The sequence below is a fragment of the Kitasatospora sp. NE20-6 genome, assembly GCF_045862635.1.
The window spans coordinates 13,222-30,185 of the sequence record NZ_BPRL01000063.1; the positions used below are offsets into that span (position 1 = coordinate 13,222).

Consider the following 16,964-nt stretch of genomic DNA (forward strand, 5'->3'; position numbering starts at 1 on the left):
CGGCTGCTCGACAGCCGGTCCGCCCGCGGGTGAGACTGGTCGGCGCCCCCGGGCCTCCCGGCCCCCGGCCGGGGAGCCGCAGGTCACATCGCCCGGACGCGGCGGCGAACGCCGCTCCGGGAGTGCACCGGGGCCCTGCCGGGACACCGGGAGGCGACGGACGACCGCGGCACCGCGTGCCGCACGGATGGACAGGAGCTGGAGTGGCCCGCCGCTCGTACGCCAAGTTCGGCAACGCCGACTACGGGATCTGGTACCGCTTCGCGGCCGTGCTCGTGAAGCCGGTGACCAACGCGCTGGCGAGGACCGACTGGCGCGGCTGGGAGCACCTGCCGAAGAAGGGCGGCTTCCTCGCGGTCGTCAACCACAACTCGGTGGTCGACCCGGTGTTCTACGCCCACTGGCAGTACAACAGCGGCCGCCCGCCGCGGATACTCGGCAAGTCCCAGCTGTTCTCCGTGCCGTTCATCGGCTTCATGCTCCGCAAGACCGGCCAGATCCCGGTGTTCCGCGAGTCCACCGACGCGGCGGAGGCGTTCCGCGCCGCGATCGACGCCGTCAACGGCGGCCAGTGCGTGCAGTTCTACCCCGAGGGCACGCTCACCCGGGATCCCGACCTCTGGCCGATGACCGGCAAGAGCGGCGCCGCCCGCGTGGCGCTGATGACCGGCGCACCCGTCATCCCGGTGGCGCACTGGGGCGCGCACGAGATCGTCCCGCCGTACGGCCGCGGCCCGAACAAGTACAACCTCTTCCCCCGGCACAAGGTGATCGTCTCCGCGGGCCCGCCCGTCGACCTGAGCCGCTACCAGGGCCAGGAACTCACCGCCCAGGTGCTGCGGGACGCCACCACCGACATCATGAACGCCATCACCGCCGTCCTGGAGGACATCCGCGGCGAGGAGGCCCCCGCCGAGCGCTACGACATGCGCAAGGCCGCCCGGGAGCGTGCCGCCGCCGCGGCGGCCAAGGGCGACCGGGCCAGGACGAGCGACGCCGAGGGGAGCGCCGAGTGACGCGCTGCGCCGTCTTCGGGACGGGCTCCTGGGGCACCGCCTTCGCGATGATCCTCGCCGACGCCGGCTGCGAGGTCGTGCTGTGGGGCCGCCGCAAGGAGCTGGTGGACGCGATCGGGGCCACCCACGAGAACCCCGACTACCTGCCCGGCGTGCCGCTGCCGCCGTCCGTGCGGGCCACCACCGACGCCGCCGAGGCGCTGGCCGGCGCCGACTTCGCGGTGCTCGCCGTGCCCTCGCAGACCCTGCGCGCCAACCTCGCCGCCTGGACGCCCCTGATCGAGCCGCAGACCGTGCTCGTCAGCCTGATGAAGGGCATCGAGCTCGGTACCGCCGAGCGGATGAGCGAGGTGATCCAGGAGGTCGCCGGGGTCGGCCCGGAGCGGGTGGCCGTCGTCTCCGGCCCCAACCTGGCGCCGGAGATCGCCCGCCGCCAGCCGGCCGCGAGCGTGGTCGCCTGCACCGACGAGTCCGTCGCGCAGCGCTTCCAGAAGGCCTGCCACACGCCGTACTTCCGCCCCTACACCAACACCGACGTGGTCGGCTGCGAGCTCGGCGGCGCCGTCAAGAACGTCATCGGCCTCGCGGTGGGCATGGCGGCCGGCATGGGGCTCGGCGACAACACCAAGGCCACCCTGATCACCCGCGGCCTCGCCGAGACCACCCGGCTCGGGCTGGCGCTCGGCGCCGACGCGCACACCTTCGCCGGCCTCGCCGGCATGGGCGACCTCGTCGCGACCTGCTCCTCCCCGCTGTCGCGCAACAACACCTTCGGCATGAACCTCGGCCGCGGCATGACCCTGGAGGAGACCGTCGCGGCGACCCGGCAGACCGCCGAGGGCGTGAAGTCCTGCGAGTCGGTGCTCGACCTGGCCCGGCGCAACGGCGTCGACATGCCGATCGTGCAGGCCGTCGTCGACGTGGTGCACAACGGCCGCCCCACCCAGGAGGTGCTGGCCGGCCTCATGGCGCGCTCGGCGAAGGCGGAGCGACGGTGACGGGAACAGCGGCGGTCGCACGGTAGTCTCACAGCCGATATGAGCATCGAACAGACCTCCCTGAACCAGCCCGGCAAGCCCCGGGTCGCGATCGTCTTCGGTGGCCGCAGCTCCGAGCACGGCGTCTCGGTCGTCACCGCCGCGAGCGTGCTGCGCGCCATCGATCGCAGCAAGTACGAGGTGCTGCCGATCGGCATCACCCACGAGGGCCGCTGGGCGCTGGTCGGTGACGAGCCGTCCCGGATGGCCATCACCGACGGGCGGATGCCCGACGTCGCCCAGGTCGCCGAGTCCGTCGAGGGCCAGGTCTCCCTGCCGCTCTCCCCGGGCAGCCGCGAGGTCGTCTGGAGCGAGCCCGGCGAGGCCCCCAAGGCCCTCGGCGACGTCGACGTGGTGCTTCCCCTGCTGCACGGCCCCTGGGGCGAGGACGGCACCCTCCAGGGCCTGCTGGAGCTCTCCGGGGTGCCGTACGTCGGCTCCGGCGTGCTGGCCAGCGCGGTCGGCATGGACAAGGAGTTCACCAAGCGCGTCCTCGACTCGCACGGCATCGGGGTCGGCGACTGGACCGTCGTCCGCCCGCGCGAGTGGGAGAGCGAGGACGGCCGCGCCGCCGCCCGCGAGCGGATCGCCGCACTGGGCCTGCCGCTCTTCGTGAAGCCCTGCCGGGCCGGGTCGTCCATGGGCATCACCAAGGTCAAGGACCTCGCCGACCTCGACACCGCGATCGAGGAGGCCCGCCGGCACGACCCCAAGGTCATCGTCGAGCGCGGCGTCACCGGCCGCGAGATCGAATGCGCCGTGCTGGAGTTCGAGGACGGCCCGCGCGCCAGCGTGCCCGCCGAGATCCTCGTCGGCGGCGACTTCGAGTTCTACGACTTCGAGGCGAAGTACATCGACTCCTCGGACGTCGAGATCCCCGCGAAGCTCGGCGCGGAGGAGACCGCCGAGATCCGCCGCCAGGCCGTCGCCGCGTTCGAGGCGCTCGGCTGCGAGGGCCTCGCCCGGGTCGACTTCTTCCTGCTGGAGGACGGCAGCTGGATGGTCAACGAGATCAACACCATGCCCGGCTTCACCCCCATCTCGGCCTACCCGAAGATGTGGGAGGCCACCGGCGTGCCCTACCCCGAGCTGATCGACCGCCTGCTGGCCGCCGCGCTGCGCCGCTCCACCGGCCTGCGCTGACGCCCGCCCCGCACCACGGGCCCGCGTCCCCGCCCTCCGGCGGGGCGCGGGCCGTTCCGCGGGCTAGAGCCCTTCCGGCACCGTCGCCTTCACCGCGTCGGACAGCGCGGGCAGCGGGTCCGCGTAGTTCGGGTAGGCGCCCTCGGGCACCGTCACCTCGACGTAGGCCCTGCGCAGCGTCGTGACGAAGCGGTGGCCGCCCGCGCCGTCCGAGGTGAAGCCCCACTGCACGCCGTTGATCTCCGGGGCGTTGGCCAGCGGGTCGTCGTCGAGGTAGTCCGGGCGGGCGATGCCGCAGCGCAGCACCGTCCGCGGCGAACTCGCCCAGGCGGCCGTGTACGGCGAGGCCGGCGACGGGTCCTGCCGGCGGTGGCCCTGCACGCTCTGCGGAAGGGCGCGGTCGAGCGCGGCGCAGAGCGGCGCCGCACCGGCCGGCGGCACCGGCGGCGCGACGTCCCCGGAACCGAGGTTGCCGAGCAGCAGCAGGCCGCAGCCCAGCAGCGCCGCGGGCGGTGCGAGCCAGCGGACGGGGGCGGGCAGGGAGGACGGACGCGAGAGGGCCACCCGCCGATGGTAGCCGCGCGCTACAGGCGCACCACCGGACAGGTCAGCGTCCGCGTGATGCCCTCGATCTGCTGCACCTGGGCGACCACGAGCCGGCCCAGGTCGTCGATCGAGTCGGCCTCGGCCCGGACGATCACGTCGTAGGGGCCGGTCACGTCCTCGGCCTGGACCACGCCGTGGATCTTCGCGATGGACTCGGCCACGGAGGTGGCCTTCCCCACTTCGGTCTGGATCAGGATGTACGCCTGTACCACGGGAGACCTCCGGGCGGCTGGGGGTGGGCGGGCCAGCCTGATCACCACGCTACCGCTCCCCTCCGCAGGGAGGGGAGACCCGTGCACCGCCGGAGGGCGTACGCTGCGCGCGGGGGCGCGCGAACACCGCTTCATTCGAGTCGAGAGGACGGCAGATGCAGGGGACCGTGGGCGAACTCGGCGAGTTCGGACTCATCAGGGAGCTCACCGCCCGGCTGACACCGACGCCCGCCGTCGTACTCGGTCCCGGGGACGACGCCGCCGTGGTCAAGGCCCCCGACGGGCGCGTCGTGGCGACCACCGACGTCCTCATCGAGGGCCGGCACTTCCGCCGCGACTGGTCCACCGCCTACGACGTCGGCCGCAAGTCCGCCGCGCAGAACCTCGCCGACGTCGCCGCGATGGGGGCCGTGCCGACCGCGATCCTGCTGGGCTTCGTCGCCCCCGCCGACCTCCCCGCCACCTGGGCCACCGAGCTGATGGACGGCCTGCGCGACGAGTGCAAGGTCGCCGGGGCCGCCGTCGTCGGCGGCGACGTGGTGCGCGGCGACACGGTCACGCTGGCCATCACCGCCCTCGGCGACCTCCAGGGCCGCTCCCCGGTGCTGCGCTCCGGCGCCCAGGTCGGCGACGTCGTGGCGGTCACCGGCTGGCTGGGCTGGTCGGCCGCGGGCCTCACCGTGCTGCAGCGGGGCTTCCGCTCGCCGCGCGCCTTCGTGGAGGCGCACCGGCGGCCCGAGCCGCCGTACCACGCCGGCCCCGCCGCGGCGGACCTCGGCGCGACCGCCATGGTCGACGTCAGCGACGGACTGGTGGCCGACCTCGGGCACGTGGCCGCCGCCAGCGGCGTCGACATCGACCTGCACGCCGCCGACTTCGACGTGCCCGCGCAGATGGCCGACATCGGGCAGGCCGTCGGCGTCGACCCGCTGCTGTGGGTGCTCTCCGGCGGCGAGGACCACGCGATCGTCGCGACCTTCCCGCGGAGCGTCCAACTCCCGGCCCGCTGGCGGGTGGTCGGCGAGGTGGCGCGCACCGCCCGCCCCGGCCGCGGCGGCCGGGTCACCGTCGACGGCGCCCCGTGGGAGCGGGCCGGCGGCTGGGACCACTTCGCGGAGCAGTGACCGCCGGCCGGCAGGCCGCACCCGGGCGCGCTGGGTCCGGAAGCCCCCGCCGCAGCGCGTAGTCTTGCGCTGGAGCCGGGCGGGTGAGTCCGCCACGCCCGGCCGCCCCGGTGCCGACCGGCCCGGGCCGTACGGAATCGGGGCCGCCGGCCCCGAAGGAGAGCAGGCCACCATGCGAATCGGCGTCCTCACCAGTGGCGGCGACTGCCCCGGCCTCAACGCGGTGATCAGGTCCGTGGTGCATCGCGGCACCGACGTCCACGGCGACGAGATCGTCGGCATCGAGGACGGTTTCCTCGGCCTCATCGAGGGCCGGGCCCGCCCCATCTCGCACGACGACGTCACCGGTCTGCTCACCCTCGGCGGCACGATCCTCGGCTCGGCCCGTGTCCAGCGCGAGCGGATCGAGCAGGCCGTGCGCGAGTGCCGTCCGCTGGCCGACCGGCTGGGCATCGACGCGCTGATCGCCATCGGCGGCGAGGGCACGCTGACCGCCGCGCGGAAGTTCAGCGACGCCGGCCTGCCCGTGGTGGGCGTGCCCAAGACCATCGACAACGACATCGACGCCACCGACGTCACCTTCGGCTTCGACACCGCCGTGCACGTCGCCACCGAGGCGATCGACCGGCTGAAGACCACCGCCGAGTCGCACCAGCGGGTGATGGTCGTCGAGCTGATGGGCCGGCACACCGGCTGGATCACCCTCACCGCGGGCGTCGCGGGCGGAGCCCACGGCATCCTCATCCCCGAGAAGCCCTTCGACATCGAGGCAGTGGCCCGCATGGTCGAGGACCGCTTCCGCCGCGGCAAGACCTTCGCGATCATCGCGGTCGCCGAGGGGGCCAGGCCGATGCCCGGCACGCTGCGCTTCGACCACGGCGGCGTCGACCAGTTCGGCCACCAGACCTTCGGCGGCATCGGCAACCGGCTCGCGCACGAGCTGGAGGACCTGCTCGGCAAGGAGGCCCGGCCGGTCATCCTCGGCCACACCCAGCGCGGCGGCACGCCCACCGCACGTGACCGGGTGCTCGCCACCCGTTTCGGCTGGCACGCCGTCGAGGCCGTCCACAAGGGTGCCTTCGGGCACTTCACGGCCCTGCGCGGCACCGACATCGACCTGGTGCCGATCGCCGACGCGGTCGCCGAGCTGAAGACCGTGCCCGAGGACCGCTGGCTGGAGTCGGAGGCCGTGCTCTGACCGGCCCCCGGTAGGTTGTCGGTCATGGAACCGACCGCCGCCGCGCCCCACGTCCCGACCTCCGCCGGCTCCGCCGCGCCGCCCCGCGTGCTCACCGTGGCGGGGTCGGACAGCGGCGGCGGGGCCGGCATCCAGGCCGACCTCAAGGCGATGCTCGCCCTCGGCGTGCACGGCATGAGCGTGATCACCGCCGTCACCGCGCAGAACTCGCTGGGCGTGCAGGGTTACTGGGAGCTGCCCGCGGAGGCCGTCCGGGCGCAGTTCCGCAGCGTCGTCGACGACATCGGCGTGCAGGCCGTGAAGACCGGCATGCTGGCCTCGACCGAGCTCGTCGAGACCGTCTCCGAGCTGCTCGCCGGCGTCGACGCCCCGGTGGTGGTCGACCCGGTCGGCGTCTCCAAGCACGGTGACGCGCTGCTCGCCGCCGAGGCCGTCGCGACCGTCCGCGAACTGCTGCTGCCGGTCGCGACCCTGGCCACCCCCAACCTCCACGAGGTGGCGCAGCTCACCGGCATCACGGTCACCGGCGAGCGCGACATGCCCGCCGCCGCCGAGGCCGTGCTCGCGCTCGGCCCGCGCTGGGTGCTCGTCAAGGGCGGACACCTCGAAGGCGAGGCCGCCGACCTGCTGTACGGCGCCGACGGCGAGCGCCACTGGTACCGCGCGCCCCGCCACGACAACCGGCACACCCACGGCACCGGCTGCACCCTGGCCAGCGCCGTCGCCGCGGAACTCGCCAAGGGCGCCGACGTGCCCGGGGCGGTCGCGGCGGCGAAGGAGTACGTCACGGGGGCGATCCGGGCCGGGTTCGCCCTGGGGGCCGGCATCGGGCCCGTCGACCACGCGTGGCGCACGCGCTGAGCCGCTCCGGCCCGCGGTCCGGTCTCACCGGGCCCGGGCCGCGCCCGTTCCCCGGCCGGCGCCGGTTCCCCCGCGCGGGTCCGTGCCGGCGCCCGGGGCGGTGTTCGTACCGGCGCCCGGGACGGTTTCCGGGGTGGTTCCCGGGGCCGGGGCAACGCAGGAAAGCCGACCCACCCGAGGGTGGATCGGCTTGCCGGAGGACCGGCGTACCGGTCTGCGCGTCAGCGCGAGACCTTACCGGCCTTGATGCACGAGGTGCAGACGTTGAGCCGCTTCGGCGTCCGCCCAATCACAGCGCGCACCGTCTGAATGTTGGGGTTCCAACGACGGGGGGTACGGCGGTGAGAGTGGGAGATGCTGTTGCCGAAGCCCGGCCCCTTGCCGCAGACGTCGCAGTTGGCAGCCACAGGAGTCACTCCAAGACTTCAGATCAGTTACGTTCGAAAACCCCGGCTGAACCCACCGGCACCACTCACGTGGTGCGAATCGGATCAAGGGGGAGCCCGGGTTGTTCCAGGCAACCGGAAGAGCATACAACGGCTGTTCCCGCCCCAAGAAACTACCACGTCGGAGGGGGTGGTGGTCGCTGGCGCCGGGGCCGTGCGGGTGCGGCCGGGGCCCCGCCCGGGGGTCCGGCACCGGGGACGGCTCCCGGCCCGGTGCACGGGCCGGTGCACGGCCGGGACACGGCCCGCCCCGGCCCGCTCCCGGCCGCGACGGCCGGGAGCGGCCCCGATAACCTGCCAGCATCGCCCCACCCCACCGCGTCCGGCCGTCACCCCGCCGGTCCGCGTTCCCGTGGCGTTCACCCGGAGGAGACCTGGTGCTGGACACGCTCGACGCCACGGCCGTCCGCACCTGGTGCCGCCTGGCGCTGACCGCCCTCGGCCAGGCCCGGGAGGAGATCGACGCGCTCAACGTCTACCCCGTCCCCGACGGCGACACCGGCACCAACCTCTACCTGACCGTGGAGGCCGCCACCGAGGCCGTGGAGAGCGCGGGCGCCGCCGCCGGGGAGCCCGCCGGGGGCGGCGGCCCCGGCCCCGCCACCGCCGCGATGGCCCGCGGCGCCCTGATCGGCGCCCGCGGCAACTCCGGCGTCATCCTCGCCCAGTGGCTGCGCGGCCTCGCCGAGGTGCTCGCCGAGGGCGGCGACGCCGCCACCCTGCGCCGCGCCCTGCCGCGCGCCGCCGAAGCCGCCTACCAGGCCGTCGCGGACCCCGTCGAGGGCACCCTGCTGAGCGTCGCGGCCGCCGCCGCCCTGGCCGCCGCCGACCAGGACGGCACCCTCGCCGACACCGCCCGCACCGCGTGCATCGCCGCCCGCACCGCCCTCCTGCGCACCCCCGAACAGCTCGACGTGCTCGCCGAGGCAGGCGTGGTCGACGCCGGCGGCCGCGGCCTCGTCACGGTGCTCGGCGCGCTCGCCGACACCGTGCTCGGCCACACGCCGATGGGCCCGATGGCCCTGCGGCACGCCGCCGACCTGCCCACCACGGGCCACCCGGACCACGGCGGCCACACCGACCACGCCGGCCACTGCGAGGGCCACGCCCGCCCGGCCGGGCACCCCGCCTTCGAGGTGATCTACCTGCTGGAGGCCCCGGACGAGGCGCTGCCCGCCCTGCGCGACCGGCTCGCCGCACTCGGCGACTCGCTGGTCGTCGGCGGCGGCGACGGCCTGTGGCGGGTCCACGTGCACGTCGACGACGCGGGCGCGGCCGTCGAGGCCGGCGTCGGGGCGGGCCGCCCCTACCGGATCCGGATCACGCACTTCGCCGAGGCCGCCGCGCGGGCCGGCGAGGCGGGCCGCCGCCCGGAGCCGTCCGCGCCCGGCCGGGCGGTGCTCAGCGTCGTCAGCGGCGACGGTCTCGCCGAGCTCTGCGAGCAGGCCGGCTCGGCGGTGCTGCACGCCGACCCGGACCGCCCGCCCGCCAGCGCCGAACTCGCCGACGCCGTGCGCCGCTGCGCCGCCCCCGAGGTCGTCGTGCTGCTCAACGACCCGGAGCTGCGCGCCGCCGCCGGCGCCGCCGCCGACCAGCTGCGCGCGGAGGGCCTGCGGATCGCCGTCCTGCCCACCCGCTCGCCGGTGCAGGGCCTGGCCGCGCTCGCCGTCCACGACGCCTCGCGCCGCTTCGACGAGGACGTGGTCGCCATGACCTCCGCCGCCGGCGCCACCCGCTACGCCGAACTGGCCGTCGCCGAGGGGGAGTCCTGGACGATGGCCGGCGTCTGCCAGGCCGGCGAGGTGCTCGGCCTGATCGACGGCGACGTCGTCCTCATCGGGGCCGACCCGGCCGCCGTCGCCGGCACCCTGCTGGAGCGCATGCTCGCCTCGGGCGGTGAACTCGTCACCCTCGTCCTCGGCGCGGGCGCCCCCGGCGGCCTGGCGGACGACCTCGTCGCGCACGCCCGGCGGCAGCGTCCGGAGGTCGACACGGTCGTCTACCGCGGCGGCCAGGAGTCCGAGCTGCTGCTCATCGGCGTCGAGTAGCCCGTTCTGTCGCCGCCGTGGTGTCCAATAGGGCCTGATGGGCGCTCTCGATGAACCACTGACCAAGCTGGTCGGCGACCGCACCGCGAAGGTGCTCGCCGACTCCCTCAAGCTGCGCACGGTCGGCGACCTGCTGCACCACTACCCGCGCCGGTACGTGGAACGCGGTCAGCTCACCAGCCTCGACGAGCTGGAGGTCGACGAGCACGTCACCGTGCTGGCCCGGATCGAGAAGGTGACGCTGATCCCCTTCCGCGGGCGCAAGGGCGACCGGCTGGAGGTGATCGTCACCGACGGCCGCAGCCGGCTCACCCTGGTGTTCTTCAACCAGGGCTGGCGCCAGAAGGACCTCCGCCCCGGCGCGCAGGGGCTGTTCGCCGGCAAGGTGGGGCTCTTCAACCGCACCCGGCAGCTCGCCGGACCGGACTACCAGCTGCTCGACGAGGACGCCGACTCCGGCACCGCGACGGCCTTCGCCGGGCGGCTCATCCCCGTCTACCCGGCCAGTGCCCAACTGCCCAGCTGGAAGCTGGTGAAGTGCGTCGAGATGGCGCTCGACACGCACCTCGGCGACGTCGGCGAGCCGCTGCCCCCCGAACTCCGCGCCGAGCACGACCTCCTGCCGCTCGCCGAGGCGCTCGAACTCATCCACCGCCCGCGCAGCCAGGCCGACCGCGAACGCGCGCAGAGCCGCCTCCGCTGGGACGAGGCGTTCGTCCTGCAGGTCGCCCTCGCCCGGCGCCGCGCCGCGGACTCCGCGCTGCCCGCCACCGCGCGGCACCGCCGCACCGGCGGCCTGCTCGACGCCTTCGACGCACGGCTGCCCTTCGAACTGACGGACGGCCAGAAGACCGTCTGCGCGGAGATCTTCGACGACATCGCGGCCGAGCACCCGATGCACCGGCTGCTCCAGGGCGAGGTCGGCTCCGGCAAGACCCTGGTCGCGCTGCGCGCGATGCTCACCGTGGTCGACGCCGGGGGCCAGGCCGTGCTGCTCGCCCCCACCGAGGTGCTGGCCCAGCAGCACCACCGCTCGATCGTCGAGATGATGGGCGACCTCGCCGAGGGCGGCATGCTCGGCGGCTCCGACCTCGGCACGAAGGTGGTGCTGCTGACCGGCTCGATGGGGGTGCCCGCCCGCCGCCAGGCCCTGCTCGACATGGCCTGCGGCGACGCCGGGATCGCCATCGGCACCCACGCCCTCATCGAGGACAAGGTGCAGTTCCAGGACCTCGGGCTGGTGGTGGTCGACGAGCAGCACCGCTTCGGCGTGGAGCAGCGCGACGCCCTGCGGGCCAAGGGCGAGCGCCCCCCGCACCTGCTGGTGATGACGGCGACGCCGATCCCGCGGACGGTCGCCATGACGGTCTTCGGCGACCTGGAGACCTCCGTCCTCGACCAGTTGCCGGCCGGCCGCTCGCCGATCTCCACCCACGTCGTGCCCGCGCTGGAGAAGCCCAACTTCCTGGCCCGCGCCTGGGAGCGGGTGCGCGAGGAGGTCGGCAAGGGCCACCAGGCGTACGTCGTCTGCCCGCGGATCGGGGACGAGCCGGAGGAGCAGGGGAAGAAGCGCAAGGCCGCGGGGGACGACCTGGAGGACGTGGGCGCGGCGTCCGACGACCGCAGGCCTCCGCTGGCGGTCGTCGAGACGGCGGAGATGCTCGCGAAGGGACCGCTGGCCGGGCTGCGCGTGGAGATCCTGCACGGCCGGCTCGCCCCGGAGGCGAAGGACGACGTGATGCGGCGCTTCACGGCGGGCGCGGTCGACGTGCTCGTCGCGACCACGGTGATCGAGGTGGGCGTCAACGTGCCCAACTCCACGGTGATGGTCATCATGGACGCCGACCGGTTCGGCGTCTCGCAGCTGCACCAGTTGCGCGGCCGGGTCGGCCGCGGCAGTGCGGCGGGCCTGTGCCTGCTGGTCAGCGACATGCCCGCGGCGAGCCCGGCGAGGTCACGGCTCGACGCGGTGGCCGGCACCCTGGACGGCTTCGAGCTCTCCCGGATCGACCTGGAGCAGCGCCGCGAGGGCGACGTGCTCGGCCAGGCGCAGTCCGGCGTGAAGTCCTCGCTGAAGGTGCTGTCCGTGCTGGACGACGAGGAGGTCATCGCGACCGCCCGGACGGAGGCCGCCCGGCTGGTCGCCGCCGACCCCGACCTGGCCGACCACCCGGAGCTGCGGACCGCCCTGGAGAGCCTGCTCGACGAGGACCGCGCCGAGTACCTCGAAAAGGGCTGACCCGGCGCCGCACCGGCCGCCGGGGCGGATTGTCAGTGCCCGGAGGGAGAATGGAGGTGTTCGGGACGCACCCCCAAGGTGTGTTCCCGGCACGACACTTGGGGGTCCAGCCCATGGCATTCCGTCATCTCAACGAGCTCCCGCTCGGCGACAAGATCTTCCGGATCGAACTCGCCAGCGAGGACGACCGCGAGGTCACCCTCACCCTGGCCGGCTGGCGCGAGGGCGCGTCCGCCACCCCGCTCGCCTCCGGCAGGATCCGCCTGCCCGTGGAGGACGTCGCCAGCCTGCGGATCGCGCTCAACCGCGCGCTGCGGGCGCTGGCGATCGTCGCCGACGTCTCCGAGCCGATCCCCGACCGCGACGTGCTCCGCGAGCTCTACCCCGGACACGGCGCGCCGTGGGTGCCGCAGCACGAGGAGGAGCTGGTCCGCCGGTTCCACGAGGGCGACACCGTCGCCCGGATCGCCGCACGGTACGGCCGCACCCCCGACTCCGTCCGCACCAAGCTGCGCGAGCTGGGCCACGACCCGCGCCGCCCCGAGTACTGCCCGCCCGACGGCTGCCTGTCGTGGTCGCGGTTCGCCTCGCCCGCCCTGCTGGGGGCCACCGCGCCCGCCGAGTGACGCACCGCGCCGCCCGGCGCGCTTGAATGGGGGAGCCCCGCCGGCCTGCCGGCGGGGCTCCCGCCGTGCCGGACGCGCCGCGCCCGGCACGCCCCACCACACGTAAGGACCGCACTCCCCATGACCCGCGTCATCGCCGGTGTCGCCGGCGGCCGCCGGCTGGCCGTCCCGCCCGGCCGCTCCACCCGCCCCACCTCGGACAAGGCCCGGGAGGCGATGTTCTCCACCCTGGCGGCGCTGCGCGGCACCGTGCAGGGCGCCAGGATGCTCGACCTGTTCGGCGGGTCCGGGGCGGTCGGCCTGGAGGCGCTCTCCCGCGGCGCCGAGCACGTGCTGCTGGTCGAGTCGGACGCGGTCGCGGCCCGCGTCATCCGTGACAACGTCCGCACCCTGGGCCTGCCGGGCGCCGAGGTCCGGGCGGACCGGGCCGAGCGGGTGGCGGCCGGGCCGGCCCCGCAGACCCCGTACGACCTGGTGTTCCTCGATCCGCCGTACTCCGTGACGGACGAGGAGCTGTGCGAGATGCTGATCACACTCCGTGCCGGGGGCTGGATCGCGGAGGACGCACTCGTCACCGTGGAACGCAGCACACGCGGCGGTGAGTTCGACTGGCCGGAGGGCTTCGACGCGCTGCGCTCGCGCCGGTACGGCGAGGGCACGCTCTGGTACGGTCGCGCCGCCGACGAGGCCGACCGACACTCGTAGCACCGGTTACCCCCTAGGGAGCACACGACATGCGCCGCGCCGTCTGCCCGGGATCCTTCGACCCCATCACCAACGGACACCTCGACATCATCGAGCGGGCCTCGAAGCTCTACGACGTCGTCCATGTCGCCGTGCTGGTCAACCAGAACAAGCAGGGCATGTTCACCATCGAGGAGCGCATCGCGCTGATCGAGGAGACCACCGCCAAGCTCGGCAACATCGTGGTCGAGTCGCACACCGGCCTGCTGGTCGACTTCTGCCGGGAGCGCGGCATCCCGGCGATCATCAAGGGCCTGCGGGCGGTCAGCGACTTCGACTACGAGCTGCAGATGGCCCAGATGAACCACGGCCTCACGGGTGTCGAGACGCTCTTCGTGCCGACCTCGCCGACGTACAGCTTCCTCTCCTCGACCCTCGTCAAGGAGGTCGCCTCGCTCGGCGGCGACGTCTCGCACCTGCTGCCCGAGACGGTGCACCGCCGGCTGGTCGACCGGATCGCCGAACGCCGGGGCTGAAACGGACAGTTCCGGTCAACCGTCGCAATCCGCCCGCGGTGGCGCAGCCCGGCCGTGCCGGACGTTGTGAGCCGCGGCCCCTGTGGTCGTACAGTCTGTAGTCCTGCCCCGCGGCGCCGCCGTGTCGTCGGGGACTGCCTCCGCCACTAGCCAGGCGGCACACGGAAAGACTGAAGCGCCCGTGGACGTGCAGCAGAAACTCGACGAGATCGTCGCGTCGGTCGAGAACGCCCGCGCGATGCCGATGTCGGCCTCGTGCGTGGTCAACCGCGCCGAGCTGGTCTCGATGCTCCGCGACCTCCAGGGCGCCCTGCCTGCCGAGCTCGCCCAGGCCCAGTCGGTCGTCGCCGACCACCAGCAGGTGGTGGCCGACGCGCAGGCCCAGGCCGACCAGATCATCCGCGGTGCGCACGACGAGCGCGGCTCGCTCATCTCCGACACCGAGGTCGTGCTGCGCGCGCAGAACGAGGCCGACCGCATCCTGGCCGAGGCCCGCGCCGAGGTGGAGACCAAGCGCGCCGAGGCCGACGACTACGTCGACTCCAAGCTCGCCAACTTCGAGGTCGTCCTCACCAAGACGCTCGGCGCCGTCGGCCGCGGCCGGCAGAAGCTGCGCGGCGCCGGCGTCTACGAGCCGGACGCGGACGCCGACGCCGACGGCGAGGAGTTCCAGCCGCGGGTCAGCCCCAGCCCCGAGGCCGACGAGTACGTCGACGTGAAGCTCGCCACCCTGCAGGCCGTGCTCGGCGCGACCCTGGAGGCGGTCGGCAAGGGTCGCGACAAGCTGCTCGGCAAGGCCCCGATCGACGAGCTCGGCGCCTACCTCGCCGCCGCCGACGAGGCGCAGCAGGCGAAGGACCGCGCCGAGGCGGTCGCCTCCGGCTTCGCCGCCGAGGGCGAGGAGCAGCCCTGGTACCGCGAGGAGATCCCGCAGCAGCAGAGCTGGCCCGACCGGACCCCGGCCGCGGCCGGCTGGCAGGCTCCCGGCGAGGACCCGTACGCGAGCCAGGGCGCCCCGCAGTACGCGGACGCCTACAACGGCGGCTACGACCCGGCGGCGGGCGGCCAGGCCGACCCGTACGGCGGCTACGGCTACCAGCAGCCCGCCGCCGCGTACCAGGGGCAGGACGGCTACCCGGCGCAGGAGGCCTACCAGGGCCAGGAGCAGGGGGTCGACCCCTACTACCAGCAGCAGCAACAGGGCTACCAGACCGACGCGTACGGCAACGCCTACGGCTACCCGCAGCAGCCCCAGCAGCAGGCGCCGATGCCGCACCAGCAGCAGCCCGGGCTGGACGAGACGAGCTTCTTCGACACCAGCATGATCGACATGACCAGGCTGCGGGAGCTGGGCGGCCGCTGACGCGGGGGCCGGGCACCGACTTTGGGCCTGGCCGGAGTCTCGGGTAGTCTGACCACTCCGGCCTGTTCGTACCGGCCTCGTCGCGTGCCCGCACACGGGCTGCGCGTCCACCGCAGGACCGTGCACACCGCAGGGCCGTGCACACCGCATGAACGATCCGCGCCGCGCAGGGATGCGCGCCGCCACAGGAAGTCAGGACACCTTGAACCGCCTCGACCACCGCGACCCCCTCGTGTTCGACACGCACGAGCTCGGCCGTCGCCCCGGCTCGATGCGCAAGGTGTCCCGGACCCTGGAGGCGCCCGAGGGCCTCGGCATCGCCGACGTCATCGGGGTGCCGGGGAAGAGCCCGATCACGCTGGAGCTCCGCCTGGAGTCGGTCGTCGAGGGCGTGCTGGTCACCGGCACGGCCGGGACGCACGTCGAGGGCGAGTGCTCGCGCTGCCTGGAGCCGGTGGAGGACGACCTGGAGGTCGACTTCCAGGAGCTCTACTACTACCCGGAGTCCGAGGAGCGCCACCGCGCCCGGATGCCGGTCGCCGACGTCCTCGACGAGGAGTCGGACGAGGAGACTTACCGCCTGGAGGGCGATTTCTTCGACCTCCAGCCGGTGCTGCGTGACGCGGTGGTGCTCGCACTGCCGCTGCAGCCGGTGTGCCAGGACGACTGCCTGGGCCTCTGCTCCGCCTGCGGGGCACGCCTGAGCGACGACCCGGACCACCACCACGAGGCCGCCGACCTCCGGTGGGCGGCTCTGCAGGGACTCTCCGCCGCCCCCGGCGACGAGGGTGACGGAATCAAGAACAGCGACACCCGTGAGGGTCTCGCCGAGAACCAGGAGAAGTAGCCGTGGCTGTTCCGAAGCGGAAGATGTCGCGCAGCAACACGCGCCACCGCCGGTCCAACTGGAAGGCCGTCGTTCCGGCCCTCGTGGCGTGCGACCGCTGCCACGAGCCGAAGCTGGGTCACATCGCGTGCCCGAGCTGCGGCACGTACAACCGTCGCCAGGTCCTCTCGGTCTGATCGGCGGGTGTACGGATCGATGTCGGACGGTAACTCTTCCCGCAAGTCGGCTCCCTCGAACGGGGGCAGGCCCGGCGGGCCGGCTTCGACCGATTACGACGTCCTGGAAGGGCGCCTCGGGTACGTACTCGAGCGCGCCCTTCTGGTGCGTTCCCTGACCCACCGCTCGTACGCGTACGAGAACGGCGGGCTGCCCACCAACGAGCGCCTGGAGTTCCTCGGCGACTCGGTGCTGGGCCTCGTGGTGACCGACACCCTCTACCGCCTCCACCCGGAGGTCGCCGAGGGCACGCTCGCCAAGCTCCGGGCCGCGGTGGTCAACTCCCGCGCGCTCGCCGAGGTCGGCCGCACCCTGGAGCTCGGGGCCTTCATCCGCCTCGGCAAGGGCGAGGAGGGCACCGGCGGCCGCGACAAGTCGTCGATCCTCGCCGACACCGTCGAGGCCGTGATCGGCGCCGTCTACCTCGACCGGGGCCTCGACGCCGCCACCGACTTCGTGCACCGGCTGTTCGACCCGCTGATCGAGGAGTCCTCGCAGCTCGGTGCCGGACTGGACTGGAAGACCAGCCTCCAGGAGCTCACCGCCGCCGTCGGCATCGGTGTGCCGGAGTACGTCGTCACCGAGTCGGGCCCGGACCACCAGAAGAACTTCGACGCCGCCGCCCGCGTCGCCGGCCAGGACTACGGCCACGGCAGCGGACGCTCCAAGAAGGAAGCCGAGCAGAAGGCCGCCGAGAGCGCCTGGCGCGAGATCAAGGCCAAGTACGCCGAGAGCACGCCCGACACCACCGCCTGAGGCCGC

18 protein-coding genes are annotated in these 16,964 nt (G+C 73.9%); 15 read left to right on the forward strand and 3 right to left on the reverse strand.

The genetic code is table 11. The features are described 5' to 3' along the window. Positions 1-203: 203 nt before the first annotated feature. The 3 genes from SNE206_RS31965 to SNE206_RS31975 are packed head-to-tail and all read left to right on the forward strand — an operon-like array spanning position 204 to position 3,196. Positions 204-1,016 (forward strand): lysophospholipid acyltransferase family protein, encoded by an 813-nt coding sequence (locus SNE206_RS31965; RefSeq protein WP_407917028.1) that lies wholly within the window; start codon positions 204-206, stop codon positions 1,014-1,016. Then, complete coding sequence (locus tag SNE206_RS31970) at positions 1,013-2,014, forward strand: NAD(P)H-dependent glycerol-3-phosphate dehydrogenase (protein WP_407917029.1); 1,002 nt, start codon at positions 1,013-1,015, stop codon at positions 2,012-2,014. Before SNE206_RS31965 ends, SNE206_RS31970 begins: the two co-directional genes overlap by 4 nt. A 39-nt stretch (positions 2,015-2,053) precedes the next feature. Beyond that, positions 2,054-3,196, forward strand: coding sequence for a D-alanine--D-alanine ligase family protein (locus SNE206_RS31975; RefSeq protein WP_407917030.1), 1,143 nt, complete (start codon positions 2,054-2,056; stop codon positions 3,194-3,196). Between the two features lie 63 nt (positions 3,197-3,259). Here the strand turns inward: SNE206_RS31975 and SNE206_RS31980 are convergent, their stop codons facing one another. Then, the gene (locus SNE206_RS31980; protein ID WP_407917031.1) at positions 3,260-3,760 is read right to left on the reverse strand and encodes a DUF3515 domain-containing protein; all 501 of its coding nucleotides are present in this window, start codon (positions 3,758-3,760) and stop codon (positions 3,260-3,262) included. A gap of 20 nt (positions 3,761-3,780) precedes the next feature. Beyond that, positions 3,781-4,014 carry an Lrp/AsnC family transcriptional regulator gene (locus SNE206_RS31985; RefSeq protein ID WP_405011448.1) on the reverse strand — a complete coding sequence of 78 codons (234 nt, stop codon included), beginning with the start codon at positions 4,012-4,014 and terminating at the stop codon, positions 3,781-3,783. A 155-nt stretch (positions 4,015-4,169) separates the two neighbouring features. On the opposite strand from SNE206_RS31985, the gene SNE206_RS31990 reads away from it, so the two are divergent. The 3 genes from SNE206_RS31990 to thiD all read left to right on the forward strand — a co-directional run bounded on the left by SNE206_RS31990 (position 4,170) and on the right by thiD (position 7,197). Then, entirely contained in the window at positions 4,170-5,138 is a 969-nt protein-coding gene (locus SNE206_RS31990; protein ID WP_407917032.1) for a thiamine-phosphate kinase, read from the forward strand. Positions 5,139-5,310: 172 nt separating this feature from the next. Then, positions 5,311-6,336 (forward strand): 6-phosphofructokinase, encoded by a 1,026-nt coding sequence (locus SNE206_RS31995; protein ID WP_407917034.1) that lies wholly within the window; start codon positions 5,311-5,313, stop codon positions 6,334-6,336. Between the two features lie 24 nt (positions 6,337-6,360). Continuing rightward, a complete protein-coding gene (gene thiD / locus SNE206_RS32000) occupies positions 6,361-7,197 on the forward strand; it encodes a bifunctional hydroxymethylpyrimidine kinase/phosphomethylpyrimidine kinase (RefSeq protein WP_407917036.1) in 837 nt (278 codons plus the stop codon). A 221-nt stretch (positions 7,198-7,418) separates the two neighbouring features. Here thiD and rpmB read toward each other — a convergent pair whose 3' ends face one another. Then, complete coding sequence (rpmB, locus tag SNE206_RS32005) at positions 7,419-7,604, reverse strand: 50S ribosomal protein L28 (protein WP_014138233.1); 186 nt, start codon at positions 7,602-7,604, stop codon at positions 7,419-7,421. Between the two features lie 416 nt (positions 7,605-8,020). Here rpmB and SNE206_RS32010 point away from each other — a divergent pair, with 416 nt between their 5' ends. From SNE206_RS32010 to rnc, 9 genes are all read left to right on the forward strand, one after another. Further along, the gene (locus SNE206_RS32010; RefSeq protein ID WP_407917037.1) at positions 8,021-9,691 is read left to right on the forward strand and encodes a DAK2 domain-containing protein; all 1,671 of its coding nucleotides are present in this window, start codon (positions 8,021-8,023) and stop codon (positions 9,689-9,691) included. Between the two features lie 37 nt (positions 9,692-9,728). Further along, positions 9,729-11,930, forward strand: a complete 2,202-nt coding sequence (recG, locus tag SNE206_RS32015) for an ATP-dependent DNA helicase RecG (RefSeq protein ID WP_407917038.1) — start codon at positions 9,729-9,731, stop codon at positions 11,928-11,930. 113 nt (positions 11,931-12,043) lie between these two features. Then, positions 12,044-12,556: a hypothetical protein gene (locus SNE206_RS32020; protein ID WP_407917039.1), complete on the forward strand. Its 513-nt coding sequence runs from the start codon at positions 12,044-12,046 to the stop codon at positions 12,554-12,556. 120 nt (positions 12,557-12,676) lie between these two features. Beyond that, positions 12,677-13,261: a 16S rRNA (guanine(966)-N(2))-methyltransferase RsmD gene (gene rsmD, locus SNE206_RS32025; protein ID WP_407917040.1), complete on the forward strand. Its 585-nt coding sequence runs from the start codon at positions 12,677-12,679 to the stop codon at positions 13,259-13,261. A gap of 29 nt (positions 13,262-13,290) precedes the next feature. After that, positions 13,291-13,776 carry a pantetheine-phosphate adenylyltransferase gene (gene coaD, locus SNE206_RS32030; protein WP_405011440.1) on the forward strand — a complete coding sequence of 162 codons (486 nt, stop codon included), beginning with the start codon at positions 13,291-13,293 and terminating at the stop codon, positions 13,774-13,776. A gap of 181 nt (positions 13,777-13,957) precedes the next feature. Next, positions 13,958-15,139 carry an ATP synthase F0 subunit B gene (locus tag SNE206_RS32035; RefSeq protein WP_407917041.1) on the forward strand — a complete coding sequence of 394 codons (1,182 nt, stop codon included), beginning with the start codon at positions 13,958-13,960 and terminating at the stop codon, positions 15,137-15,139. A gap of 172 nt (positions 15,140-15,311) precedes the next feature. After that, the gene (locus SNE206_RS32040; RefSeq protein ID WP_407917074.1) at positions 15,312-15,986 is read left to right on the forward strand and encodes a YceD family protein; all 675 of its coding nucleotides are present in this window, start codon (positions 15,312-15,314) and stop codon (positions 15,984-15,986) included. Positions 15,987-15,988: 2 nt separating this feature from the next. Further along, positions 15,989-16,162, forward strand: coding sequence for a 50S ribosomal protein L32 (rpmF, locus tag SNE206_RS32045; RefSeq protein WP_030056747.1), 174 nt, complete (start codon positions 15,989-15,991; stop codon positions 16,160-16,162). A 19-nt stretch (positions 16,163-16,181) separates the two neighbouring features. Continuing rightward, positions 16,182-16,958, forward strand: a complete 777-nt coding sequence (rnc, locus tag SNE206_RS32050; RefSeq protein WP_407917042.1) for a ribonuclease III — start codon at positions 16,182-16,184, stop codon at positions 16,956-16,958. Positions 16,959-16,964 lie beyond the last annotated feature (6 nt).